A 23,539-nucleotide genomic window follows, 5' to 3' on the forward strand; every position below is an offset into this window, starting at 1 on the left:
AGCCGCCGCTGTCCGGCCCCCGTGCCGGGCCCGCCGCGAGCCTGCGAGTGGTGGGGGGCACGGGGGCCCGTCATCAGAACTGGTCGGGGCACCAGGGTGCGGTCGGCCAACTGAACGCCGTCGACGCCTGGGTGACCGCTCCAGGACTGACCTCGGTGACCCGCCCGGCGGCCTGCAGGGCGGCGAACGAGACCCCGCCCAGGTAGGCCGCGGCCAGCGCCTCCACGTCCATGACCAGGTCCGGGTCGCGGTCGGTGCGGTCACTGTAAGCACCGGCCGGGTGTCCCCAGACGTGCCAGCGCCCGTCGTTCCAGGGACAGAACCGATCGCGCACCTCGAACACCATGTCCAGCGGGGCCGGGTACCGGCGGGCCGAGAGCGCCGCGCCCACGTCGACCAGACGCACCCAGAGGGCGTCGACCGGTCGGGAGTGCCAGGCCCGCCCGTCGACGAGCAGGTGCACCAGGGGGTCCTCGGCCGGGCCGTGCGGGTACTCGATCGTGCGCATCAGGTCGTGCCCGAGCAGGTACCGCCACAGGGCGGCGTAGCCGGCCGGGGTGCTGGCCCGCACCTCCTCGACGGTCAGCGTGCCCTCGGGCTCGCTGGTGTCGGTCCAGGAGGCCCGCACCCGGTAGCTGGCGTACCCGGTCACCGTGCCGTCGGCCTCGGTGTGCAGTGCCAGCTGGCGGGGCGGGCCGCCCGCGGCCAGCTCGGTGGAGTCGTGCAGCCGCCGCTCCCACCACCGCTCGTCCCGGGCCATGTTGCCCGGCACGAACCGGCGCACCCGCTCGTGCAGCGTCGCGGCCGCGGGGCGGAACTCCTCGACCTCGACCAGCCGCACGGTGCCGGTGCCGCAGTCGACGTCCGGGCGCAGCCGCAGCCGCTCGGTCTGCCCGGTCCAGCCACCCCGCCAGGCGGCCGGGGCGTAGCCGAAGCGGCCGTAGATCGGCCACTCCGCGGCCCAGAGCGCCGCCACCGGTTCCCGCCCTGCCTCGTGCACCTCGGTGAGCTGCCGGCGCATGACCCCGGTCAGCACGCCGCGCCGCCGGTGGGTGGGTGAGACGGTCACCCAGGTGACGCCGGCGGTGGGCACCACCGCTCCGGGCACGCTCATCTCCAGGCTGTAGATGCCCGAGGTGGCGGCCACCCGGTCGCCGTCGAAGAGGGCCAGCGACCGGTCCAGCTCGGCGACCGGGGCCGGGGTGTCCATGTACGGGCCGGAGTGGTCATGGCCGAAGGTGGTGCGCATGGTGCGGACGAACCGCGGCCACTCCTCGGCGGTGATCGGGCGGAACTGGTCGGCGAGATCGGTCACGCGTGGTGTCTACCGGGCGGGGGTGACGATCCGCCAACCAGTTCCACCGGCCGGCGGCCGGCGCAGCGACCGCGTGCGATCGCCCAGCGCTCTCATGGCGGCCGGCAGCGGCACCCCGCGCGCCGGCGGCTCAGCTGCGCAGGTAGGCCAGGGTCGCCATCACCCGGCGGTGCTGGTCCTCGTCCTGGGCCAGGCCGAGCTTGGCGAAGATGTGCTGGGTGTGCTTCTCCACCGCGCCCTGGGTGACCACCAGCTGCCGGGCGATCGCGGCGTTGGAGTGCCCCTCGGCGATCAGCCCCAGCACCTCCCGCTCCCGTGGCGACAGCGACTGCACCGGGTCGTCGCGCCGGCGCCGGGCGAACAGCTGGGAGACCACCTGCGGGTCCAGGACGGTGCCGCCGGAGACGACGTCGTCCAGCGCGGTGAGGAACTGCTCGACCTGGGCCACCCGGTCCTTGAGCAGGTAGCCGACCCCGCCCGCGCCGTCGGCGAGCAGCTCGTCGGCGTAGGCGACCTCGACGTACTGGCTGAGCACCAGCACCGCCGTCGCGGGTGCGAGCCGGCGGGCCTCCACGGCGGCGCGCAGCCCCTCGTCGGTGTGCGTCGGCGGCATCCGGACGTCGACGACGGCGACGTCGGGCCGGTGCTCGACGACGGCGCGCACCAGGCTCGGCCCGTCGGCGACGGCGGCGACCACCTCGGCGCCGGCCTCCCCGAGCAGCCGGACCAGGCCCTCGCGCAGCAGCACCGAGTCCTCGGCCAGGACGACGCGGCGGGGCGTGGTCGTGGGGGTGGTGGTCATGGACACGGGAGGTCTCCGATCAGCCGGGTGGGTCCGCCGCGGGGGCTGTCCACCGCGAGCGCCCCGTCCACCGCGCGCAGCCGGTCGGCCAGCCCGGCCAGGCCGTGGCCGGGCGCCAGGACGGCACCGCCGCGGCCGTCGTCCTCGACCTCGACGCGCAGCCGGCGGGCCGCGCACCCCACGGTCACCCGGGCGACGGTGGCCTCGCTGTGCTTGGCGGCGTTGGCCAGCGCCTCGCTGACCAGGAAGTAGGCGGAGTTCTCCACGGCCGGGGGCAGCCGCTGGCCGGGTTCGAGGTCGACGGCGAGCTCGACCGGCACGGGGGAGCGCGCGGCGACGGCGGCCAGCGCCGCGGCCAGCCCGCGGTCGGCGAGCACCGGCGGGGCGATGCCCCGGGACAGCGCCCGGAGCTCCTCCAGGGTCTCCCGGGTCTGCTCGGCCGCCTCCCGCAGGGTGGTCCGGGCACCGGCAGGGTCGCGCTCCAGCATCCGCTCGGCCCGGTGCAGGTCCATGCTCAGCCGCACCAGCCGCTGCTGCGGACCGTCGTGGATGTCCCGCTCCAGCCGGCGCAGCGCCACCGCCTCGGCGGCCACCGCGGCGTCCCGGCCCTCGGCCAGCCGGCCGATCTCCGCCTGCGCCTCGCCCCGCCAGGTCAGCAGGCCACGGCCCAGCTGGGCCTGGGCCAGGGCACAGCCCCGGACGACGGCCGGCAGGGTGAGCGCGAAGAGCAGGCCGATCGCCGTGTAGAGCAGCACCCGGTTCGTGCCGGTGTCGGCCATGCCCAGGATCTCGGGGAGCGTGTGGTTCTCCGGCTCCTCGGCCCGGCCGTAGGGGATCGCCCCGTCCCAGGTCGCCGACGTCAGGCCGGCCAGGGTGATCGACCACCACACGACCGCGACGACGAACGCGGGGATCGCGACGGCCATCCGCAGCAGCGCGTGCAGCACGTCCAGCCAGCACTGGGCGTCCCGCAGCGGCGTGACCGACCGGCGGAGGGCGGAGGCCCCCGGCGCGGCGGTGCGGTAGCCCGGCGTCGGGACGGCCCGCCGCAGCACCGCGGGCAGCTGGCTGCGCTCCAGGGCGGCGAACCCGCGGGCGGTGAACAGCGTGCCGACCAGCAGCGGCACGCCCACCCAGACGACCACCAGGCCCGTGCCGACCGACAACCCGGTGACCACGAGCACGAAGGCCAGGACCGACAGCGGGAAGGCCAGCAGCACGTAACCGGTGTCGACGCCGAGCTGCCGCCACCAGCTGCGCTGCGGGAGCCGGCCGGGGCGTCCGGCCGGGAGCACGGCGGTGTCGGTGATCATGGCGACCAGCCTGGTCGGCCGGTGGGCCCGCGCCGAGCCCGCAGGCTGGCCGCCGCGCCTTCGGGCTGTCCCGACCTGTCGGTGTCCATCTCGGCGGGGATGATCCAGGCCGCCGGATCCGCAGTCCAGCACCGTCGCCCCCCACGAGCCCGGTGCGGGGCCTTAGGCTCGGGACGCTGTCGACCGCATTCGTGCCCGCCCGCAGTCGGGGACCCCCGTTCCCCGGTGCCGCGGCCACAGGAAGAAGGCCATGCGCCCCGCCACTGCCGTCCCGTCCGCCGCCCTCGCCCTGGTCCTGCTGGCCGGGTGCACCGGCGAGGACCGTTCCGACGAGCCCGCGGGACAGGGGTCGGAGGACGCGCCGGCGGCGGCGGTCACGGTGGCGCCGGACGCCGAGCGGACCCTGGTCGCCGACCCGGACCCGGTGGCCGCCGCGGTCTCCACCAGCCGGGCGCTCTTCCAGAGCTCCCCGGTGGCCGTGGTCACCGCGGCCGGGGAGACCGGCGACGAGCTGCTCGGGGCCGTCTCCGCCGTCGGCCTCGGCGTGCCGATGCTGCTGGGCGGCGAAGCGGGCGGCGACGCGCTGGCCGCCGAGCTCGACCGGCTCGGTGTGCAGACCGTGCTGGCGGTGGGGGAGGGCGCCGGAGCCCTGCTGCCGGAGGACGTCGACGTCGTGGCGGTGCCCGCCGACGCGGAAGCGGTGGAGCAGGCGACCGGTCTGACCCTCGACGACGGGCGCGAGGTGCCCGAGGCCGATCGCGCGGCCGCCGTGGCCGAGCTGGCGCCCGACGCCCTGCCGGCCCTGCGCGCGGAGCCGGCTGCCGCCGCCCCGGCTGCCCCGTCGGCGTCCGAGTCCACTTCGCCCGGGTCGTCGGAGTCGGCCTCGTCGTCGTCCGCCTCGTCGTCGTCGGCCTCGTCGTCGTCGGCCTCGTCCGGGGACGACGCCGAGCTGCCGGACCTGGCGGCGCCCGAGCCGTTGACCGACGTCCTGGTGATCAGCAGCGGGCGCCCGCAGTCGGTGGCCGGGATCGCCACGGCCCGGGCCGCCGGTGCCGAGGTGCTGCTCACCGGCGACGTCGCCGACCCCCGCGCCTCCACCGAGGTGGTCGAGCGGATGGCCGACCAGCCCACCGTCGTCGTCCTGGGCGCCGACCTGGCGGGGGCTCCCGGGATCGACTGGAAGCTCGACACGGCGGCATCGGGCACCCAGCTGCCCGGCGGTGGCCAGCTGCTCTTCCCGGAGCACACGATGATCGCCCTCTACGGCATCCCGGGCAGCGGCGCGCTGGGACTGCTGGGCGAGCAGGACCTGCCGGCCTCGATCGCGCGGGCGCAGCAGTACGCCGACGAGTACCGGCCCCTGGTGGACACCACCGTCGTGCCGACCTTCGAGATCATCGCCACGGTCGCGTCGGCCAGCGCCGGCCCGGACGGCAACTACTCGGCCGAGCAGGACGTCGAGACCCTCCGCCCCTGGGTCGAGCAGGCCGGTGCCGCCGGGATGTACGTGGTGCTCGACCTGCAGCCGGGTCGCACCGACTTCCTCACCCAGGCGAAGCAGTACCAGTCGCTGCTGGAGCTGCCCTACGTCGGCCTGGCGCTGGACCCGGAGTGGCGGCTGGGCCCGAACGAGGTGCACCTGCGCCAGATCGGCCAGGTCGGCGTCGACGAGGTCAACCAGGTGGTCACCTGGCTGGCCGACCTGACCCGGGCGAACGCGCTGCCCCAGAAGCTGCTGGTGCTGCACCAGTTCCAGGTGCGGATGATCACCGACCGGGAGCGGCTGGACACCTCCCGGGACGAGCTGGCGATCATGGTGCACGTCGACGGGCAGGGCTCCCAGCCGGCCAAGCAGGACACCTGGGAGGTGCTGCACCGCAACGCCCCGGCGCCGCTGTACTGGGGCTGGAAGAACTTCATCGACGAGGACGTCCCGATGATCTCGCCCAGGGAGACCATCGAGCAGGTCCACCCGACCCCGGAGCTGGTCACCTACCAGTAGCCGGACTCCTTGGTTCTGTCCGACCCCTCCGGCAGGATCGGCCGGGACGTCGCAGGGCGCCTCGACCGAGGCGACGGGCAGGGCGGCGGAGCAGGCGGGAGCTGCGCGATGACCGGTGTGACGACCGAACGCCCGGGGGTGGCGGACGCCGCCGACCTGGAGCCGAGGCTGGCCGAGCACCGCCGGGAGCTGACCGGCTACTGCTACCGGATGCTCGGGTCCTCCTTCGACGCCGAGGACGCCGTCCAGGAGACGATGATCCGCGCCTGGCGCTCGTTGGACCGCCTGCAGGGCGCCGGCGCGCTGCGCTCGTGGCTGTACCGCATCGCCACCAACGTCTGCCTGGACGCCCTGGACGGCCGCAAGCGCCGGGCGCTCCCGGTCGACCTGTCCGGTGGCGAGGCCAGTGCGCCGGTGGTCGAGTCACTGGCCGGGGTGCTGCCCGACGGGTCCTGGGTGGAGCCGGCGCTGGACCGGGCGGTGCTCCCGGTGGGCAGCGACCCGGCCGACCTCGCCGTGCAGAAGGAGTCGGTGCGGCTGGCCTTCATCGCCGCGCTGCAGCTGCTCCCGCCGCGGCAGCGGGCGGTGCTGGTGCTGCGCGACGTGCTGCGCTGGAAGGCCGACGAGGTGGCGACGCTGCTCGAGACGTCGGTCGCCGCGGCCAACAGCGCGCTGCAGCGGGCCCGGGCCACCCTCGCCGCCCACCAGGGCGCCGGCGCCGCCCCCGCCCGGGACGTCGCCGAGGCCGACACCGCGCTGCTCGACCGCTATCTGAATGCCTTCCTGCGCTACGACGTCGAGACGCTGGTGACGCTGCTGCACGAGGACGCGGTGATGGACATGCCGCCCTACGCCATGTGGCTGCGGGGTTCGGCCGACATCGCCACCTGGTTCACCGGCCCCGGCCACGGGTGCCGCGGGTCGCACGTCGTCCCGCTGGAGCTCAACGGCAACCCCGGCTTCGCCCAGTGGCGGCCCAGCGGGCCGGATGGGTCCTTCGAGCCGTGGGCGGTGCACGCCCTGGAGTTCCGCGACGGCCTGGTCGTACGGATGACGGCGTTCCTCGGCCCCCGGCTCTTCGACCTCTTCGGCCTGCCCCGCAACCCGTCGCCGGCGCGGTGACCGGCGCCCGCTGCACCTGGCTGTGCAGCGGCCGCTGTGGAACACCCCCGTCGCCGGCGGGCTGGTGCGCGAGCTGGACGCACTGGCCCGCCGCTGGGCGGGTGCCCGGCGTCGGGCGGTGAGAGCGGGTGACCGGGATCGAACCGGCATGGCCAGCTTGGAAGGCTGGATCACTCGAGCCGTGAACCCGCTGGTCGCAGCCTGGGTGGACGGATCCCGTGCCTTCCACGTGCCTCAATGTTGCCCGTGCAGGCGGCAGGCGAGCCGCCACGTCGCCGGGGCGAGAAGTCGCCTGACCGTCGCCGCTCGAATGCTCAGGGCCTGGTGTAGCCGTGGTCTGTGGCGTAGTTCTGCAGCACGTCGTCGGTGCTGTCTCCGGCGAGTGGGAACTGCTGGGCCAGGAGGTGTGCGTAGTCCTGCACGGCCTCGGCCAGCACTGTCCCGGCCAGTCGCAGCTCCGCGGGTGCGGATTCCTGGCCGGCCCGGGCGAGTTCACCGGCGTAGGGCAGCTTCGCCGGTAGCGATGCCGCCGCGTCTGTCTCCCGGAAGTAGTACGTCTCGGCGTACTGGGTCAGGTCCACGCGCACCTGAGCCAGTTCACCGGTCAGCGAGTGCAGCAGCGTGGCCGAGGAGGAGGAGTCCGCCGCGGGCAGCAGCTGTGCGGCGCCGGCCCGTTCCAGCAGAGTCAGCCGGATCGCGAGGGCCCGGCGCCGGGCCAGCGCCGGGTAGATCTGCATGACCCACGACACCGCCGCGGTGAGCAGCGCGAAGCCGATCAGCGCCTGCACCGGCGAGGTCAGCCGCAACCAGGGCTGCTGGGGAACGATGTCGCCGTAGCCGAGGGTCGCCACGGTGACCAGGGACAGGTACAGCGAGTCGAGGAAGTCGCTGCGCTGGGCAGGATCCAAGGTGGAGCCGAAGGAGAACGCCTCGGTCATGTGCGGCCAGTAGACCAACGTCCAGCCCGCGACGATGGCGATCGCCCAGGTGAGGATCACGCTGAGCAGCGCCACCGGCCCCACGACCGAACTCTGCTCGGCACGTCGCTTCAGCAGGCGGGACCCGCGCCAGACCATCCGGAAGACCAGGCGGCTGAGGGTGCCCTGACCACTGGGGTGCCAGATGGTGTGGAACATGTCCCGTACGGCGAACAGGACGATCCCGGCGCCGGCGGCGGTGACGAACCAGTTCATGGCACTTTCCCTTCGTACTGAACATGTGGGGCGGCGGTGGAGCCCCGGCAGCGCGACACGAGCTCGACCTGCGGCGGCTGCCGGACGACCCGCCGGGCCGTGGCCGGGCGGGCTCGGCGGGTCGACCAGCCGGGTTCGCGACGCCTGACCCTCAGCCCTCGTCGGGCGCCGGTGCCCGCGACAAGACGATCAACTGGCGTAGGCAGTGCTCGCGCAGCGGCTCGGGGAAGCCGTCGGCGAGACGGTAGTAGACGACGCGCCCCTGCCTGCGATTGATCACCAACCCCGCCGTGCGCAACAGGCGCAGTGCGTAGCCAACCGCGTCCTCGTTCGCCTCCAGGGCCAGCGCGAGGTCGCCGACGCACAGCTCCTCCACCATGTCGAGGGCGAACAACACGCGGGCTCGGGTGGGGTCGGCCATGAGACTGAGCACGCTGGTCAGTTGGGCTGCGTCATCGCGGCTGGGCAGCCGGGCGCGGGCGTGGTCGACGCGTTCGGGGTCGATCGGATGGGCGTGAGTGGGTTCGGACATCGAGAAACACCTCCGATGCACCTATACCCGTACGGATCTACGGGTAGCACGGGTTCGCCGGCGACATTTACGGGCGGTACCGAGCCCTCCGGCGCCGGAGATCTGAGGAGGTAGCCATGACCGTGGCCGCGCAGATGCTCGACACCTACCCCAAGGACCTCGGTGGGGTGGACAAGGACAAGCTCCGCGAGTGCATCGAGGCGTGCTTCGAATGTGCCCAGGCCTGCACCGCCTGCGCCGACGCGTGCCTGTCCGAGGACACCGTTGCCGAGCTCACCACGTGCATCCGCACCAACCTCGACTGCGCCGACGTGTGCGACAGCACCGGCCGGGTGCTGTCCCGGCACACCGGCTACGACGCCAACCTGACCCGGGCGGTGCTCGAGGCCTGCGCTGCGGCGTGCAAGGCATGCGGTGACGAGTGCGCCGAGCACGCCGAGATGCACGAGCACTGCCGTATCTGCGCCGAGGCCTGCCGGCGCTGCGAGCAGGCGTGCCGCGACCTCATCAGCTCGCTGGGCTGACCGACCCGGCCCGTACCAACCGGCGTCCCGGCGCACCAGCCCCCGACCAGGCGCCGGGACGTCGGGACGTCGGCAGGACATGACCACCCACGTACGGCCCCCGTTGACCGGCGACGAGAGAACGGAGCACCAACCCATGGCGACCAAGAGCAGCAACGCGGAACACCGGCACGATCACGGGGGCGAGGAGTCCGGTCACCACGACGACTCCGGTCACGACGCGATGCAGAAGAAGATGCAGAAGAAGATGTACCTCCGCTTCGCCGCGATGATCACAACGTCCATGGTGGTCATGTACTGGACGATGTTCGCGGGCACATGGGAGTGGAGCCACGTCCAGTTCAGCCAGAGCCGCGTGTTCATGGCGCTGACCATGGGCGGCACCATGGGGCTGATCATGTTGGGCTGGATGCTCAACATGTACAAGAACATGAAGGGGAACATCGCGATCGTGGCGGTGAGCCTTCTGCTGCTGGGCGGCGGCATCGCGCTGGATCGCAGCCAGGCCACCGTGGACGACTCCGCCTGGATGAACGCGATGATCCCGCACCACTCCCTGGCCATCACTCGCTCCGAGCGTGCCGACATCACCGACGTGCGCGTCTGTCAGCTGGCCGTCGAGATCATCGAGGCCCAGGAGCGGGAGATCAGCGAGATGGAATGGCTGATCGAGGACATCGAGCAGAACGGGGAGGCCGAGACCCTCGAGGAGGCCCAGGCCCGGTCCGTCCCCGAGTTCGAGGGTTCCGCGCTGCGCGACTGTCCGACAAGCTGAGCGGCGGCCGAGTTCGGCAGCACGGTGTGATGGCCCGCGAACTTCGCCGGGAGAAGCTGAAGTCGGTGTGAACCGGGTCCGCCGCGGGTCGGCACGACCACCGCGTCATTGGTCGGACGACGTCGAATCTGTCGACTGTCTCAGCGCCGCGCTCATGGCGGCGGCGAGAGCGGCATCTCGCTCCTGCTCGGCGCGCTGGTAGCGCAGCGCGGCGGCGGGGGAGGCGTGCCCGAGCCTGTGCATCAACTCCCTGGTGGTGGCGCCGTGCCGGGCGGCGACGGTGGCGCCCCAACCCCGCAGGTCGTGTAGATGAGAGCCGGGCGGGAGTCCGGCTGCCTCAGCGGCTGGAGCCCACACTCGTGCGGAGAAGTTGTTGCGCCGGATGGGCCCGCCCTTGGGCCCTACGAAGACCAGCCCCTGTGCGCCGGGCTGGGAGTAGGTCGCGAGGTGGTGCTCCAGGTCGTCGATGATGTGCGGCGGAATGGCTACCGTTCGCCGGCCGGCGGTCGACTTCGGCGGTCCGTAAGAGCGCTCTTGCCCGATCACGTCGACGACAGAGCTCCGCACGCTTACGGCGCCCGCCGTCAAGTCGAGGTGTTCCCGGCGAAGCGCCGACAACTCACCGATGCGCAGGCCCGTCCAGGCGGCCAAGAGGATCAGCGCTCGCCAGCGGTCCTCGACGGCATCGACGAGCGCCTGGACCTGAGCGAGGGTGAACATGGGTCGCTCGCTCGAGCGTTCCTGCCCCGCGCCACGGATGGAGCACGGGTTTCGGGCGATGAGGTTGTCGTCCACCGCCGTGGTGCAGATGGCACGCAGCAGTCGATAGCACTTTGCTGCCGTGACCTGACCCGGCCCGTCTGGACCGCTGAGCTTCCCGTACCAGGCGCGGACGGCGGACGCGTCCAGCTGGCGCAGCGGCGTCGATCCCAACGCGGGGACGACGTGGTTCCTGAGCTGTGCCCGGTAGAGCTCGGCTGTGCGGGGGGCCAGCGGTTGGCCGCGAACGAGGCGGGTGTCGACCCACCGTTCCGCGTAGACCTCTAGCGTCTCCTGGCCCACCTTCGGGTCGATCCATCTGCCCGAGTCCAACTCGGTCTGCACCTTGGCGAGCCACCGATTGCCGTCAGCCTTGGTCGCGAACGTGTGCGGCGCCGAGACCTGCTTGCCCGAGCCATCCGGGTACCGAGCCTGGTAGCGGCCTGAGGTAAGCCGGCGGACCGTGCCCCAAGCCCGTCGACCCATGACGACCTCCTGCTTCTTCTCGACCGGCATGAGATTGCGGTGGTGCCGACCGGGGTGGTGGCGACTGCGTCGGTCGGTGGAAAGCCGTCCACCGGTTCCACAGAGCACTTGACTTCTTCGAGGACGTGTCGCTGGCTGAGCCGAAGCTGGCCCTCGGCCGCGGGCCGCGAGATCCCGGTGCATGTACGAGGTCGGTCGAGTGGCCCCGGGGATGACGTCCGGATCGGCGCGTGGTGGTGTGGCGACGTCGTTAGAGACCGGGGTCCGGGCTGACCGGCGCCCTCTACGCGCTCCGCGAACCGGGCGACCCCTCGCTTGCGACACGTCCTGCCTCGATGAAGTCGTCGAGGGTTGAACGCTGGAGCCTGACGTACTTGCCGAGCTTGACGTACGTGATCCGCCGCTGAGCGATGAGCCGACGGATGAACCGCTCTCCGGTTCCCAGGTAGTCGCCGGCCTGCGCGACGGTCAGCAACGGATCGTGCCGCCCGTTGAGCGCGGCTCGCTCCGAGGTCGTCCCGGGCATCAGGTGCCGTCCTGCCGGTCGGGGTGCGGCCGTCCGAGAAGGGAGCGACCGGCGACCGGCCGGTACCACGCCTGGCAGGGACGACGTCGCGGCCGGGGATGGACTGCGGGTCTCATGGCCCACAGCCTCGGCAGACAGTTCCGGTGTTCCTGCAGTTGATGGGCCCCCGCCCCAGTGCACCGCCGTAACGACGCGAGTGCACGAGGCAGCCACGCGGAGACTCGGGGATCGCTGAGGGCGCCGTCCCTGGGTTACCTCCAGCTCGTGGACCGTGGCGGCAACGCACTCTGCCGTGAACCTGCAGCAGTTCTCCGGTGGGTCGGTAAGCGGTCAAGGCAACGGACGCGCTCCCGATGTCACGCCGAGGTCAACCGGCCCTACCGCGCCTGGACTTCCGTTGATTGCCAGCCGCATCACGTATCGCGGCGACGATGCCGGCGACTGCGGCGGACGGTGAGCGTTAGGGTTCTTCTCCACGGACGGGTGTCCCCCGATCGGGTGATGGAGGGCTGCCGTGGCGAGGCCACTGCTTCGAGGTGACCGCCTGCAGGCTGCCCGGGAAGCCAAGGGACTCACTCGCGAAGAACTGGCCGCAGAGCTGCAGCTCTCGGGTCCGTCCCGCATCCGCGTGTGGGAGACGGGAATCGAGCGGCCACGGCCCCGATTCGTGCCCCGGCTCGCGGCCGCCTTGGGCGTTGCACCCTTGCACCTGCTCGACGTCGATCCCGACGACCCGCCCTTGGCGGCTCTGCGCCTGGCGGCCGGACGTGCGACGAATGAGGTGACGGCTCCCGGTCTGTCGGTCATGACGTACGTGCGACTGGAGGACGGCCGCACAGGGGCCATTCCCTCGGCTGAGGTGATCGGCGCTGTCGCTCACGCTCTGGGTGTGGATGTCCCATGCGTGGAGGCGGCCGTCCGCCGTTCGCGGAGCGACTACGCGGCGTTGGCATCCTTCAGCGGCTGAACAGGAGAATTACTGGGGAAAGTGCTTGCCTCTCCGGGCGATCGCGGTGGTAATTTCCCGCGCACATCGCCCCGGGGAGGTGCTCATGGACCGCACGACGAAGTCGAACGCGGCGTGGAATGGCGTGTCTTCGAGCCTGCAACACGGACCTCTCGCAGTGTTCCCGGTGGCGCAGGCCGGCCTGCGGACCCGGCGATGGTGCTCGCGATGACCGGGCGGCGGTGGATGGCTGGCGTACTCCTTACGCTGCTGCCCCTCGCTGGCTGCACGGGAGGCGAGGCCAGCCCCGAGGGGTCGTCGCCGAGTGCCACGACCACGTCGGCTCCACCGCCCTCGAGTACCTCCTCCTCGCCGAGCAGCTCGCCCACTCCCGAGGAGGAGGCGGCGGAGGCCGCCACCGCGGTCGTCAGCGAGATGCTGCGCGTGACCGACGCGGCCAAGAAGGACCCGGGCGCCAGGGACTGGGAACCGGAGATCCGGCGATACGCCGGCGACCCCGCTGCCCTGCTCGCCGTCACGGCGGTACGGGACTACGCGACGATCGGCCTCCGCCAGGAAGGCGACACCGTGGTCGACCTGGAGGTCACGACCGTGGACCTGGCGTCTCCCGAAGGGCCGACCGTGAAGATCACGGGCTGCTACGACAGTCAGAGCACCCGGTTGGTGAAGGTGGAGACCGGCGAGGTCGTGCCACCGGGGACTCCGCCTCGGTACGTCTGGGACATCACCGTGACCCGTTACGAGGCCGAACCGGGATCCCCATGGTTGGTCAACCAGCTCGATCCGTTGACGGATCGACCATGTTGAGGGTGTCCCGCGTGGTCGTGCTGGCAGCCGCGATGCTCGCCCTCCCGGGTGCACTGGACGGCGCCATGGCAGCCCCGCCGGTCGACTGTGTCAAGCAGGATGCGCAGACTGGCATCTGCCTGGTCGAGGCGACCTCTCCCGGTGAGGACGCGGACGTCGTGCCCGTAGCCGGCGATGACAACCCCGGTGGGGGAGGGCCGGCTGGCGGAGACACGGCGCCCCAGAACCCATGCACCTACACGGTGCCGCAGCCGCAGCCACCGTCGACGAGTGCCGTGTGGCAGGGGCAGTCGCCGGCCGACGGAACGATGTACGCCCAGGTCTGTCCACGGGTGGACGGCCCGGGCCTCACCACGATGTTCGTGTTCATACCCAACGGTTCCACTCCGCCGGCGGGAGCGCCCGTGGATCCGCGCGTTCTGGCGGAGCAGGCGATCGCATCGCTCGTCATGCGCGCCCCGGAGATCCGGATGGCGCCGCCAGCCGGATCCACCAGTGGTCTGGTGGGTCTGCCGGTCTGGATGTGGACCGAACGCGACGAGGAGTTCGTCGGCCCGACCCGGCAGTCGGTGTCGGCCGGTGGAGTCACGGTGGCGGCCGTGGGCGAGGTGAGCCGCATCGTCTGGGACATGGGGGACGGCACCACCGTGGTCTGCGGGCCGGGGACGCCGTATTCCCCAGGCGCCGGGGGAGGGTCACCGGATTGCGGCCACATCTATGCGAAGGCCTCGAGCCGGCACGTGCCAGGCGGCGGCTCCTGGCCGATCACCGCGACGAGCACGTGGACGGTCACCTGGTCCGGCGGCGGGCAGTCGGGCACCGAGACGCTGGAGCTGTCGTCGTCGGCGGAGTTGTTCGTCGGTGAGCTGCACGTTCTCAACCGGGACGGGAGCGACCGATGACTGCCGCCCAGCCATCGAAGGCCGGCGCACCGCCCGCCGCCGCGTCGGTCAATGGTCTGTCCCGAGCGCCGGTGCTGCCCCCACCTCGTCGCCGCCGCCGTCCGGGCCTGTTGGCCCTGGCCGTGACCATGGTGGTCCTCGGGGCGTTGGGTTCGGCCTATCTGGCGACGTCGCTGGGTCAGACGTCACCGGTGATCGCGATCGCGCGGGAGGTGCCCTGGGGACAGACCCTCACCGCCGCCGACCTGGTGGAGGCGAGGATCTCGACCGATGCGGCGCTGGAGCCCATCCCGTACGGCAACCGCGACCAGGTGATCGGCCTGGTCGCCGCGACCACCCTGGCGCCGGGCTCGCTGCTCACCCACGAAGCCCTGACCGATCAGCGCTTTCCGGCTCCCGGCCAGCAGCTGGTCGGGGTCGGGGTGTCTGCGGTGCAGCTGCCGACGACACCGCTGCGCCCGGGCGACGACGTCCTCCTGGTGCCCGTGGCCGCCGGAAGCGCTCCGGCTGCCGCCGACAGTGGCGCCCCGAGCGCGGTTGAGGCGACCGTGGTCCAGAGCGGTCCACCCGGGACGGACGGCCGTCGAGTGGTCGACGTGCTCGTCGCGGCTGCCGACGGACCGGACGTCGCTGCTCGCGCTGCTGCGGGACTGGTCGCCATCGTCGTCGTCGCCGGCGAGTAGAGCGGGGCTGCCGCCGTGTTGATCGCGCTGTGTTCGGCGAAGGGTGCCCCCGGGGTCACCACCAGCGCGCTGGCGCTGGCGTTGTCCTGGCCGCGGCCGGTGATCCTGGCCGAGCTGGATCCGGCCGGCGGGGACGTGCTGGCGGGATACGGCCGGGGGGAGATGTCCGCGGGCGGGCTGGCCGACCTGGCGCTTGCGGCGCGACGGGGCGGGACGTCCCGTCACCTGGACAGCCAGCTGCTGCGGCTCGACTCCGAAGGGCGGGCACGGTTGTTACCCGGCCTGGCCGACCCCGCCAGCGCCCGACACATCGACTGGGATCGCCTGGCCGCTGCGCTGGTGGCGGTGGAGGACGGTGCGATCGATGTCGTCGCCGACGTCGGGCGGCTGCGCGCCGAGCACTTCCCGGGCGCGGTGCTCCATCGGGCCGCCGCCGTGGTGCTGGCCACCGGCTCAACACTTCGCGGCGTGCGTTCGGCGACGCAGGCGGTCGCCGAACTCCGGGAACGCAATGCCTGTCCGGGCATGCTGGGCGCGTTGGTGATCGGGCCGGGGGAGCCGTACGGCGAGCGAGAGATCAGCGAGGCGCTCGGCGTTCCCGTCGTCGGCTCGATGCCGCGGGACGAGAAGGCGGCGGTGGTGCTCAGCGACGGAGCCCCGGCCGGCCGCCTGTTCGCGCAGTCGGCCCTGCTGCGGGCCGCCCGCACGATCGCCAACCGGTTGGTCGAATCCGTCGCGGCGCACCAGTCCCGGGTGGCCCCACCGCCGGCGCATGTGCCTGCGTCCGCGGTCGCAACAAGGGGCAGCCGTGTCCGCTGACTTCATGCAGCCGCTCGGCCAGGAGGCCGTGCCTCGACGACTCCACGCGTCGCCCGCCACGGTGGACTGGGCGTTGGTGCGCCGGCTGCACGAGGCGACGGCGACGGCGCTGGCCGAAGAGCTCAAGCGCCGTCCGGCGCTCAGCGCAGCGGCGCAGCAGGAGCTGGCCCGCACACTCGCCCAGGACGGGATCGACGACCTGGTCCGGCAACGCATGCGGGCCGGGCAGGCGGTGCCGACTCCTGACGACGAGGTGGCGATCGCCGAGGCGGTGTTCGCCGCACAGTTCGGTCTGGGCCGGCTGCAGCCCTACGTCGACGACCCGCAGGTCGAGAACATCGAGGCGCACGGGCACGACAACGTGTGGATCGGCTACGCCGACGGACGCGACGTCCGGGTCGATCCGATCGCCGACTCCGACGAGGACCTGGTCCGCCAGCTGCAGCACATCGCCGCCCGGCTGGGCCGCGCGGAGCGAACCCTGACCACAGCGAGTCCGCTGCTGACCATGCGCCTACCGGACGGATCCCGGCTGGCGGCGGTGATCGAGACCGTGCCCCGCCCGCAGCTGGTGATCCGCCGGCACCGCATCCGCGACGTCGATCTCGACGACCTGGTGCAGCTGGGGGCCGTTGACCGGGCGCTCGCCGAGTTTCTCCGCGCGGCGGTGCGGGCCCGCAAGAACATCGTCGTCACCGGCGCGCAGGGCGCCGGGAAGACACTGCTGCTGCGGGCATTGGCCAACGAGCTTCCCGTCAGCGAGAACCTCGCCACGATCGAGAAGCACTTCGAGCTGCTGCTGCACGAGCTGCCCGACCGGCATCCGCGGGTGGTGCCGTTCGAGGCCCGCGAAGGGACGGGCGAGCGTGCTCCGGACGGCCGCCGCCTGGGCGAAGTGACGCTGACGGAGCTGGTCGAGCAGGCACTGGTCATGAACGTCAGCCGGGTCTGGCTCGGCGAGGTGCGCGGCGAGGAGGCGTGGCCGCTGATCGAGGTGATGGAGGCGGGGGAGGGCGGGTCCGCCTGCACGCTGCACGCTCGCTCTGCGCACCACGCCTTCGAGCGGTTGGCCAACCTGTGCATGCGCGGCCGCGCCGCCGTCACCCCGGACCATGCCTACCGCTCGTGCGCGTCGGCGGTCGACCTGATCGTCCACATCACCACGGTCGACGAGCGGTGGGTCGGGGGCGAGCGGCAGCGGTTCGTCAGCCAGGTGGTCGAGTGCAACGGCATCGGTGAGGGCGGCCGCCCGGCGGTCACCGACGTCTTCGCCCCTGGCGCCGACGGGCGGGCGGTGCCCGAGCACGATCCGGTGGACCTGGCCGACTACGTCCGCGTCGGCTTCGACCCCGACTGGCTGCGGGCCGGCGGAGGTCACTGGACGAGCGCCGCTGGGGGACGGCGATGAGCGGCGCGGGGCTGCTGGCCGGCGTGTGCGGTGCCTTGTCGGTCGGCGGGCTGCTGCTGGCCGCCCACGCGCTCACCGCCGCCGAGCCCCCGGCTCGGTCGCGGCGTCGCAAGCCGCGACCGACGGCGCGGCCCGACCGGCCGGCGGCGCTGCGGCAGCAGGTACTGCGGGTGGCCGCAGCCGTGGTGGCGGCTGTGGTGTGGCTGGTCTCGGGGTGGCCGGTCGGTGGTGCGCTGGCCGGACTGGCGGTGATCGGGGTGCCCTGGCTGCTGACGCAGTTCTCCGGTGGCAATGCCGCAGTGGAGCGGCTGGAGGCGTTGCAGGAGTGGGTGCGCCGCACCTCCGACGTGCTGGGCGCGGGCGGCGGTCTGGAGCAGACGCTGATCCGCTCGGCCCGCACCGCCCCCGGGCCGATCGCGGTTGAGGTGGCGACGCTGGCCGCGCGGCTGCAGGCGCGTTGGCCGACGTCCAGAGCGCTGCTGGCCTTCGCCGACGACCTCGACGACACCGCCGGGGATCTGGTCGTCGCCGCCCTGCTGCTCGGTGCGGAGCTGCGCGGGCCCGGACTGGCGCGGGTGCTGACCGAGCTGGCGGGCAGCCTCACCGAGGAAGTCACCATGCGCCGCAAGGTCGAGGCTGACCGCGCCAAGCCCCGCGCCAACGCACGTTGGCTGCTGCTGATCACCGTGGCCGCATCCGGGTTGGCCGCGCTCAACGGGAACTACCTGGCGCCCTACGGCACGGGGGTCGGGCAGCTGGTGCTGGCGGTGATCGCCGGGCTGATCGGCGCCTGCCTGCTGTGGATGCGCCAGCTCACCATGCCAGCGCCCTCGCCGCGCTTCCTGGTCGATACCGCCGGCGGCCGGCAGACAGCCGAGCTCGAGTCGGATGAGGTAGCGGTCCGATGAGCGGCCCCCAGGCGCTGCTGATCGCCTTCGGTGGGATCGTCGGGCTCGGCGCGTTCCTGCTCGTGCGCGCCGCCCTCGTGGTCGAGCAGCCGCGGCTGGTCGACGCGCTCGCCCGCCTTGACGGGCGCGCGGCCCCGGTCCCCGTCGGTCTGATGACTGAGGGAGGCGACCGGTGGGCGCGGGCATCCGGGCGCGCCGGAACGTGGGTCGCGGCACGGCTGCCCGCCGACGCATTGCGGGCGCCATCCCAGGCGCTCGCGCTCATCGGTTGGACGCCGGAGGGGTACGCCGCCCGCAAGATCGGCCTCGCGGCGTTCGGCGCGGCCTTCGTGCCGTTGTTGACCGCCGTGCTCGGAGTCCTCGGCGTACGCCTGCCGGTGGTGGTTCCGACGGCCGGGTCGCTGGTTCTGGCCGTCATCCTGTTCTTCGTCGTCGACATCGTCGCGCGTGACCAGGCCGGCGAGGCACGCGGCCAGCTGCGCCGGGCGCTGTGCTCCTACCTGGACCTGGTCAGCCTCCGCCGCGACGCCAGCGAGGGGCCGACCATCGCTCTGGAACGGGCCGCCGCCCTGGGCGAGGGCTGGGTGTTCCGGCGGATCGCCGACGCGCTTGTCGCCGCACGGCTGGCCGGCGACCCGCCCTGGGACGGGCTGCGCCGGCTGGCCACCGACACCGGGGTCGGCGAACTGGCCGATGTCGCCGACATCGCCGCCGTCGCCGCCGTCGAAGGCGCGTCGATCGCCCCGACGCTGCGAGCCCGTGCCCAGTCGCTGCGGGTGCAGCTGCTGGCCGAGGAGGAAGCGGCGGCCAACACCGCCAGCGAGAAGCTCACCGCCCCCGTTGCCCTGCTGTCGATCGCCTTCCTGCTGCTGTTCCTCTATCCCGCCCTGGCCCGACTCATGACCAGCTGACCGAGCACCAGTCGAGGAGATCCGATGACGCAACTGATCAGCACCCTGACCGCTCTCGGCGCTGCCCTGCGCGACCGACTCCGCGATGCCCGCGACGATCCGGAGCGAGGCTCGCTGTCGGTCGAGCAGGTGATCATCACCGTAGCGCTGATCGGCATCGCCATCGCGCTGGTGGCCGTGATCGCCAACGCGGTCAGTTCCCGCTCCGCCGAGATCCAGTAGCCAGCTCGTGTACGGCCCCGCCACCGCCAGCGACCGTGCGGGCATGCCCCCGCCGCGCCATGCCCTCGGCCGCCGGACCGGCAGCCGAGAACAACGACGGCTGTCCAGCGAGCGTGGGGCGGCCTCGGTGGAACTGGCGGTCACCTTCCCGGTTGTACTGCTGCTGGTGATGACCCTGATCCAGGCGTCCCTGTGGTTCTACGCCCGGTCGGTCGCCCTGGGCGCGGCCCAGGAGGGCGCCCGCGAGGGCCGGGTGCAGCCCGCCTCGACCGCACGCGCCCAGTCGGCGGCCGAGGGCTTCCTCGATCAGACCGCGCAGGATCTGCTCACCGGCCGCAACGTGACGGTGAGCGGCTCTCCCAGCAGCATCGAGGTGACCGTCACCGGCACCTCGCTCAGCCTCTTTCCCGGCCTCTCCGGTTGGTCGGTCACCCAGACCGCCGTCGGCCCCGTCGAACGGCCCACCCCATGAGCGCCCAGGACGCAGAGCGGGGGTCGGTGTCGGTCGAGCTCGCACTGCTAGCACCGGTGCTGCTGTTGCTGGTGTCGTTCGCCGTCGTCGCCGGGCGGACCCAGGTGGCCGAGGGTGCCGTCGCCGAAGCCGCCCGCGCGGCCGCCCGGGAGGCATCCCTCGCGCGGGATGACGTCACCGCCGCCGCACTGGCCGCGGCTCAGGCGGACCGCACCCTTGCCGCTCAGGACCTGCGCTGTCAGAGCACCAGCGTCGACATCGACACCACCGGATTCCAGGCCCTGCCCGGTCAGCCCGGCGACGTCACCGTGTCGATCACCTGCGTGATCGGCATGGGGGACCTGCTGGCCCCGGGCCTTCCCGGATCGGTCACCGTCGAGGCGTCCTTCACCAGCCCCGTCGACGCTTATCGCGAACGATGAGCACCCGCCAGCGGCTCCGGTACGCCGATGCCGAGCGCGGCGCGATCAGCGCCTTCCTTGCCGTCCTCGTCCCCGGGCTGCTGCTCATCATCGGCCTGGCCGTCGACGGCGGCGCCAAGGTGGCCGCCACCCAGCGCGCCAACGCCATCGCCGACGAAGCCGCTCGAGCCGGCGGGCAGGCCCTCGACGTCTCCGCCGCCCTGATCGGGCAGATCCGCGTTGATCCGGCCGCCGCGGTCGCCGCCGCGCAGTACTACCTCGACCGCAACGACGTGCAGGGCGCGGTGACCGTCGTCGACGGCGACACCCTGCAGGTGACCACCACCATCACCGAGCCCACGGTCTTCCTCGGCCTGATCGGGATCTCCACGCTGACCGTGGAGGGCACCGGCACCGCCGACCTGATCAGCGGGACCGGCCAGAACGGCGGAGCGGGCCCATGACCACATCACCGCAGGTGCAGGACCTGCTACGCCGGCTGATCGCCGGAGTCCTGTTGGTGGCCGCGGTCGCCGGCGTCCCGATCGCGCTCTGGGAGCTCGGCGGCGCCTACCTGCCCGACGAGCTGCCCTCTTGGGAACAGGTGACCACCGCGCTGAGCGGCCCGGACACCGGCGCGCTCTTCCTCGGCCTGCTCGTTGTCATCGGCTGGATCGCGTGGGCCTGCTTCACCCTCTCGGTGACCGTCGAGCTCGCCAGCCAGCTGCGCGGCCTGCCACCGATGCGACTGCCCGGCCTGGCGGCGCCGCAGCAGATGGCCGGCCTGCTCGTGGCTGCCGTCCTCGGAGTCGGCAGCGGGCCGCTGCTTGCCGCTCCCGCCCTGGCCGGCCCACCCGTCGTCGCCGACCAGCCGGTCGGCCACGCGGAGCCCCCGTCGGCGCCCGCCCCGCCAGCGGACACCCCGCCGGCTGCGCCCGCCCTGGCTGGTTCCACCTACACGGTGCAGCCGCGCGACACCCTCGGCCGCATCGCCGCCCGCTACCTGGGCGACTGGGCCCGCTTCGAGGAGATCCTCGAGCTCAACCGCGGCCGGCCCCAGCCCGACGGCGCACTCCTCACCGACCCGGGGCTGATCCGCCCTGGCTGGACGCTGGTCCTCCCACCGGACGCAAGTCTTCCCGAAGCCGGCGCGACCGCGGGCGAGGTGACGGTGCAGCCCGGGGACACCTTGGCCGACCTGGCCGAGCAGAATGGCCTGGAGCACTGGCAGCCGATCTTCGACCTCAATGTCGGCGAACCGTTGCCGGGCGGCGGTCGATTCACCGACCCTGACCTGATCCGTCCTGGGCAAGTCCTCGACATCCCGCCCGCCGACCCGGCCACTGCCGACCCGGCCACTTCCGACCCCGCTCCGTCGGCCACGCCCGTCTCGCCAGCGGAGAAGGCGCCACCCGCGTTGCCGGGGGAGAGCGAGTCCTCCGATCCGGCCGAGTCGACACCGGCCACGTCGCCGACATCGGCGCGTCCATCCGAGCGCTCCGAACCACCGTCGGCAGATGTCGACGGCCGCGACGCCGACGAGAGCCCGGCACCGTCGGAGCTGGTGGCCGTTCTTGCTGGCAGCGGCGCGCTGCTCGCCGCCGGTGTCGGCGCAGTCTGGTTGGCACACCGCCGCCAGCGTCTGCGCCGTCGACGCCCTGGTCGCCGACTGGCCTCCCTGCCGAGGGAACTCGTTGGCGCTCAGAGGACCGTGACCGCAGCGGCCGACGCCGGCCATGCCGACTACGCGGCGCTGGACCGAGCAGTGCGCAGCCTCGCCGTCAAGATCTGCGAAGACCCTGAGGGAAGATTGCCCGACGTCGTGGCTGCGCGACTGGACAGCAGCCACCTTGGTCTTCGGCTGTACGCCCCGGCCAGCCGCCCGCCACCCGACCCATGGACCGCCGACGAGACCGGTCTCTGGTGGACGGTGCAGCTCGACCAGGACACCGGCGTCCCCGTGGATCTGGCTCGCGCACGCCTGGCGCCGTATCCAGCGCTGGTCACCATCGGCTCCGACAGCCGAGGTCGCTGGCTGCTGGACCTGGAGCGGATGGGCGCTGTCCACGTGGCAGGGACGGTCGACCGCCGGGATGACTTCGCCCGGCACCTGGCAGCCGAACTAGCCGTCAACAGCTGGTCAGACCTGCTCACCGTCACCACTGTCGGCTTCGGTCGGGAACTGGTCGACCTGGCGCCGCACCGGGTCCACCCCGTCGAGTCCGGTTCTCACATCGGCCTGGACGAATCCGGTGAGAGCGGCACCGTGGACGTGCTGGACGGTCGGCTCCGGGCCGGAACCGGCGACGGCTGGATGCCCCAGGTCGTTCTCGCTCCGCACGACATCGGCGATGACGGCGAACTGGCCGAAGTCGCCGCTGCCCTGCAGTCGCGACAGCAGCGCACAGCACTGGCCCTGGTGCTCGGCGCCGAGCCGGCGCAGCGGAGAAGCGAGTGGCTGCTCACGCTCACCGAGGACGGACTGCTTCTCGTTCCCGCTCTCGATCTTCGCCTGCCGGCGCCGCAGCTGACAGTTCAGCAAGCGCGCGACATCGCCGCGCTGCTGGCCTTCGAACGCGACTCCGGCGACGAACCCATCCCTGCCGCCGACGGCGACCGCCCATGGCAGGTGCACACCGACGCCGCCGGCGCACTGCGCGACAGCGTGACCCCTCCGGCAACCAGCCCGCCACCGGCCCTCGATCGGTTGCCGGCGCCACACCAACAGCCCGCTGCCGCAGCACCCTTCGAGGCAACTGCCAGTCACTCCGGTCCGTTGGCGACCACCGACGTTGCGCAGGCGACGGCGGGGACTGTCCCTGCCGCACTCCGCCGGCGCATCCAGAACGACCTCACCCAGCTCGATCACGATCTTGCTGACTGGTGGTCACCCGACTGCACCCGGCCGCGGCTGACGTTGCTCGGACCGGTCACCCTGCGAGCCCACGGCAACGAGACGGCCGTGGCCAAGTTCGGGCTGCGCCGCCGCTACGAGGAGACGGTCGCCTACCTCGCCACCCGCCCGCACGGCGCCACCGCCGACGAGGCCGCCACTGCCCTGCAACCGGCCCGCGGCGGCAAGACAGACCCGGTCAGCGCCCGCGCGTACGTGCACCGGGTCACCGCCGGCGCGCGTGGGTGGCTCGGCGTCGACCCCGCCACCGGGCACAAGCACCTCAGCTCTGGTCACCGTGGCCGGTACACGCTGACCAACGTGCTTGTCGACGCTGACCTGTTCCGTCAGCTGCGTGCTCGCGCGGAGGTACGCGGCGACGATGGTCTGCCCGACTTGCTCGCCGCCTTGGAGTTGGTGTCCGGGCCGCCGTTCGCCCAACGTCCCACAGGCTATGAATGGTTGGATGGTCTCGACTTCACCCTCAGCGCCGCGATCTGCGACGTCGCCCACCAGGTCGTCACCGTCGCGCTCGCCATCGGCGACCTGGCTGCGGCGCGCACTGGCTCGGCGACTGCGCTGCTCGTCGCATCGGACGACGAGCAGGTACTGCTCGACGCGATGGAAGTCGGCTACCACCAGGGAAACCGCGCCGAAGCCGAGACCTACGTAGCGCGCATCGTGCAGGTGCATGACGGAGAGGATGAGATGGACCTGCCCATGAGCACGGCGGAGACCATCAACCGCGCCCGGCGGCAGTACCTCAACAAGGCATCCTGAAGCTCTCGACCGCGCCT

General features: G+C 72.6%; 24 protein-coding genes and 1 tRNA gene. 17 read left to right on the forward strand and 8 right to left on the reverse strand.

Annotation, left to right across the window (positions count from 1 at the left end):
• Positions 1–73: 73 nt before the first annotated feature.
• The 3 genes from Q1A09_RS15210 to Q1A09_RS15220 form a co-directional block, all read right to left on the reverse strand.
• A complete protein-coding gene (locus Q1A09_RS15210; protein ID WP_299956457.1) occupies positions 74–1,315 on the reverse strand; it encodes a GNAT family N-acetyltransferase in 1,242 nt (413 codons plus the stop codon).
• Positions 1,316–1,445: 130 nt separating this feature from the next.
• On the reverse strand, positions 1,446–2,117 hold the full coding sequence (locus tag Q1A09_RS15215; RefSeq protein ID WP_299956460.1) for a response regulator transcription factor: 672 nt from the start codon (positions 2,115–2,117) through the stop codon (positions 1,446–1,448).
• A complete protein-coding gene (locus tag Q1A09_RS15220; protein ID WP_299956462.1) occupies positions 2,114–3,430 on the reverse strand; it encodes a sensor histidine kinase in 1,317 nt (438 codons plus the stop codon). Before Q1A09_RS15220 ends, Q1A09_RS15215 begins: the two co-directional genes overlap by 4 nt.
• A gap of 250 nt (positions 3,431–3,680) precedes the next feature.
• Between Q1A09_RS15220 and Q1A09_RS15225 the strand changes: the two genes are divergently transcribed.
• A complete protein-coding gene (locus tag Q1A09_RS15225) occupies positions 3,681–5,432 on the forward strand; it encodes a hypothetical protein (RefSeq protein ID WP_299956465.1) in 1,752 nt (583 codons plus the stop codon).
• A 108-nt stretch (positions 5,433–5,540) separates the two neighbouring features.
• Complete coding sequence (locus Q1A09_RS15230) at positions 5,541–6,554, forward strand: sigma-70 family RNA polymerase sigma factor (protein WP_299956468.1); 1,014 nt, start codon at positions 5,541–5,543, stop codon at positions 6,552–6,554.
• Positions 6,555–6,677: 123 nt separating this feature from the next.
• Here the strand turns inward: Q1A09_RS15230 and Q1A09_RS15235 are convergent.
• From Q1A09_RS15235 to Q1A09_RS15245, 3 genes are all read right to left on the reverse strand, one after another.
• Positions 6,678–6,745: transfer RNA gene (locus Q1A09_RS15235), tRNA-Gly, on the reverse strand.
• A 123-nt stretch (positions 6,746–6,868) separates the two neighbouring features.
• Positions 6,869–7,747 (reverse strand): potassium channel family protein, encoded by an 879-nt coding sequence (locus tag Q1A09_RS15240; protein WP_299956471.1) that lies wholly within the window; start codon positions 7,745–7,747, stop codon positions 6,869–6,871.
• A 151-nt stretch (positions 7,748–7,898) separates the two neighbouring features.
• Complete coding sequence (locus tag Q1A09_RS15245) at positions 7,899–8,279, reverse strand: helix-turn-helix transcriptional regulator (protein ID WP_299956474.1); 381 nt, start codon at positions 8,277–8,279, stop codon at positions 7,899–7,901.
• 116 nt (positions 8,280–8,395) lie between these two features.
• On the opposite strand from Q1A09_RS15245, the gene Q1A09_RS15250 reads away from it, so the two are divergent.
• The gene (locus Q1A09_RS15250; RefSeq protein ID WP_299956477.1) at positions 8,396–8,803 is read left to right on the forward strand and encodes a four-helix bundle copper-binding protein; all 408 of its coding nucleotides are present in this window, start codon (positions 8,396–8,398) and stop codon (positions 8,801–8,803) included.
• 136 nt (positions 8,804–8,939) lie between these two features.
• Positions 8,940–9,578, forward strand: coding sequence for a DUF305 domain-containing protein (locus Q1A09_RS15255; RefSeq protein ID WP_299956479.1), 639 nt, complete (start codon positions 8,940–8,942; stop codon positions 9,576–9,578).
• Between the two features lie 105 nt (positions 9,579–9,683).
• On the opposite strand, the gene Q1A09_RS15260 is transcribed toward Q1A09_RS15255, so the two are convergent.
• Positions 9,684–10,853, reverse strand: coding sequence for a tyrosine recombinase XerC (locus tag Q1A09_RS15260; protein WP_299956482.1), 1,170 nt, complete (start codon positions 10,851–10,853; stop codon positions 9,684–9,686).
• Between the two features lie 253 nt (positions 10,854–11,106).
• Positions 11,107–11,349: an excisionase family DNA-binding protein gene (locus Q1A09_RS15265; protein ID WP_299956484.1), complete on the reverse strand. Its 243-nt coding sequence runs from the start codon at positions 11,347–11,349 to the stop codon at positions 11,107–11,109.
• Between the two features lie 514 nt (positions 11,350–11,863).
• Here Q1A09_RS15265 and Q1A09_RS15270 point away from each other — a divergent pair.
• From Q1A09_RS15270 to Q1A09_RS15330, 13 genes are all read left to right on the forward strand, one after another.
• Positions 11,864–12,316: a helix-turn-helix domain-containing protein gene (locus Q1A09_RS15270; RefSeq protein ID WP_299956486.1), complete on the forward strand. Its 453-nt coding sequence runs from the start codon at positions 11,864–11,866 to the stop codon at positions 12,314–12,316.
• Positions 12,317–12,739: 423 nt separating this feature from the next.
• Positions 12,740–13,123: a hypothetical protein gene (locus Q1A09_RS15275; protein ID WP_299956488.1), complete on the forward strand. Its 384-nt coding sequence runs from the start codon at positions 12,740–12,742 to the stop codon at positions 13,121–13,123.
• A gap of 11 nt (positions 13,124–13,134) precedes the next feature.
• The gene (locus Q1A09_RS15280) at positions 13,135–14,025 is read left to right on the forward strand and encodes an ATP/GTP-binding protein (protein WP_299956491.1); all 891 of its coding nucleotides are present in this window, start codon (positions 13,135–13,137) and stop codon (positions 14,023–14,025) included.
• Positions 14,022–14,708, forward strand: a complete 687-nt coding sequence (locus tag Q1A09_RS15285) for an SAF domain-containing protein (protein WP_299956494.1) — start codon at positions 14,022–14,024, stop codon at positions 14,706–14,708. The genes Q1A09_RS15280 and Q1A09_RS15285 overlap by 4 nt, the downstream gene beginning before the upstream one ends.
• A 15-nt stretch (positions 14,709–14,723) precedes the next feature.
• The gene (locus Q1A09_RS15290; protein ID WP_299956497.1) at positions 14,724–15,527 is read left to right on the forward strand and encodes a hypothetical protein; all 804 of its coding nucleotides are present in this window, start codon (positions 14,724–14,726) and stop codon (positions 15,525–15,527) included.
• Positions 15,517–16,935: a CpaF family protein gene (locus Q1A09_RS15295; RefSeq protein ID WP_299956500.1), complete on the forward strand. Its 1,419-nt coding sequence runs from the start codon at positions 15,517–15,519 to the stop codon at positions 16,933–16,935. The genes Q1A09_RS15290 and Q1A09_RS15295 overlap by 11 nt, the downstream gene beginning before the upstream one ends.
• Positions 16,932–17,843, forward strand: a complete 912-nt coding sequence (locus Q1A09_RS15300) for a type II secretion system F family protein (protein WP_299956503.1) — start codon at positions 16,932–16,934, stop codon at positions 17,841–17,843. Before Q1A09_RS15295 ends, Q1A09_RS15300 begins: the two co-directional genes overlap by 4 nt.
• On the forward strand, positions 17,840–18,754 hold the full coding sequence (locus Q1A09_RS15305) for a type II secretion system F family protein (protein ID WP_299956506.1): 915 nt from the start codon (positions 17,840–17,842) through the stop codon (positions 18,752–18,754). Before Q1A09_RS15300 ends, Q1A09_RS15305 begins: the two co-directional genes overlap by 4 nt.
• 24 nt (positions 18,755–18,778) lie before the next feature.
• The gene (locus tag Q1A09_RS15310; protein WP_299956509.1) at positions 18,779–18,976 is read left to right on the forward strand and encodes a hypothetical protein; all 198 of its coding nucleotides are present in this window, start codon (positions 18,779–18,781) and stop codon (positions 18,974–18,976) included.
• Positions 18,977–19,019: 43 nt separating this feature from the next.
• Positions 19,020–19,448 (forward strand): TadE/TadG family type IV pilus assembly protein, encoded by a 429-nt coding sequence (locus tag Q1A09_RS15315; protein WP_299956511.1) that lies wholly within the window; start codon positions 19,020–19,022, stop codon positions 19,446–19,448.
• A 26-nt stretch (positions 19,449–19,474) separates the two neighbouring features.
• Entirely contained in the window at positions 19,475–19,870 is a 396-nt protein-coding gene (locus tag Q1A09_RS15320) for a TadE/TadG family type IV pilus assembly protein (protein ID WP_299956514.1), read from the forward strand.
• Complete coding sequence (locus Q1A09_RS15325) at positions 19,867–20,313, forward strand: TadE/TadG family type IV pilus assembly protein (RefSeq protein WP_299956517.1); 447 nt, start codon at positions 19,867–19,869, stop codon at positions 20,311–20,313. Before Q1A09_RS15320 ends, Q1A09_RS15325 begins: the two co-directional genes overlap by 4 nt.
• On the forward strand, positions 20,310–23,522 hold the full coding sequence (locus Q1A09_RS15330) for a LysM peptidoglycan-binding domain-containing protein (RefSeq protein WP_299956520.1): 3,213 nt from the start codon (positions 20,310–20,312) through the stop codon (positions 23,520–23,522). The genes Q1A09_RS15325 and Q1A09_RS15330 overlap by 4 nt, the downstream gene beginning before the upstream one ends.
• Positions 23,523–23,539: the final 17 nt, after the last annotated feature.

The sequence above is a fragment of the uncultured Modestobacter sp. genome (assembly GCF_947486615.1).
Taxonomy (GTDB): Bacteria; Actinomycetota; Actinomycetes; order Mycobacteriales; family Geodermatophilaceae; genus Modestobacter.

Coding starts and splice junctions, on each gene's coding strand:
- Q1A09_RS15230 (WP_299956468.1), top strand. CDS start 5,541: ATGACCGGTGTGACGACCGAACGCCCGGGGGTGGCGGACGCCGCCGAC.
- Q1A09_RS15225 (WP_299956465.1), top strand. CDS start 3,681: ATGCGCCCCGCCACTGCCGTCCCGTCCGCCGCCCTCGCCCTGGTCCTG.
- Q1A09_RS15240 (WP_299956471.1), bottom strand. CDS start 7,747: ATGAACTGGTTCGTCACCGCCGCCGGCGCCGGGATCGTCCTGTTCGCC.
- Q1A09_RS15215 (WP_299956460.1), bottom strand. CDS start 2,117: ATGACCACCACCCCCACGACCACGCCCCGCCGCGTCGTCCTGGCCGAG.
- Q1A09_RS15265 (WP_299956484.1), bottom strand. CDS start 11,349: ATGCCCGGGACGACCTCGGAGCGAGCCGCGCTCAACGGGCGGCACGAT.
- Q1A09_RS15300 (WP_299956503.1), top strand. CDS start 16,932: ATGAGCGGCGCGGGGCTGCTGGCCGGCGTGTGCGGTGCCTTGTCGGTC.
- Q1A09_RS15315 (WP_299956511.1), top strand. CDS start 19,020: ATGCCCCCGCCGCGCCATGCCCTCGGCCGCCGGACCGGCAGCCGAGAA.
- Q1A09_RS15245 (WP_299956474.1), bottom strand. CDS start 8,279: ATGTCCGAACCCACTCACGCCCATCCGATCGACCCCGAACGCGTCGAC.
- Q1A09_RS15260 (WP_299956482.1), bottom strand. CDS start 10,853: ATGCCGGTCGAGAAGAAGCAGGAGGTCGTCATGGGTCGACGGGCTTGG.
- Q1A09_RS15310 (WP_299956509.1), top strand. CDS start 18,779: ATGACGCAACTGATCAGCACCCTGACCGCTCTCGGCGCTGCCCTGCGC.
- Q1A09_RS15255 (WP_299956479.1), top strand. CDS start 8,940: ATGGCGACCAAGAGCAGCAACGCGGAACACCGGCACGATCACGGGGGC.
- Q1A09_RS15330 (WP_299956520.1), top strand. CDS start 20,310: ATGACCACATCACCGCAGGTGCAGGACCTGCTACGCCGGCTGATCGCC.
- Q1A09_RS15305 (WP_299956506.1), top strand. CDS start 17,840: ATGAGCGGCCCCCAGGCGCTGCTGATCGCCTTCGGTGGGATCGTCGGG.
- Q1A09_RS15220 (WP_299956462.1), bottom strand. CDS start 3,430: ATGATCACCGACACCGCCGTGCTCCCGGCCGGACGCCCCGGCCGGCTC.
- Q1A09_RS15250 (WP_299956477.1), top strand. CDS start 8,396: ATGACCGTGGCCGCGCAGATGCTCGACACCTACCCCAAGGACCTCGGT.
- Q1A09_RS15285 (WP_299956494.1), top strand. CDS start 14,022: ATGACTGCCGCCCAGCCATCGAAGGCCGGCGCACCGCCCGCCGCCGCG.
- Q1A09_RS15325 (WP_299956517.1), top strand. CDS start 19,867: ATGAGCACCCGCCAGCGGCTCCGGTACGCCGATGCCGAGCGCGGCGCG.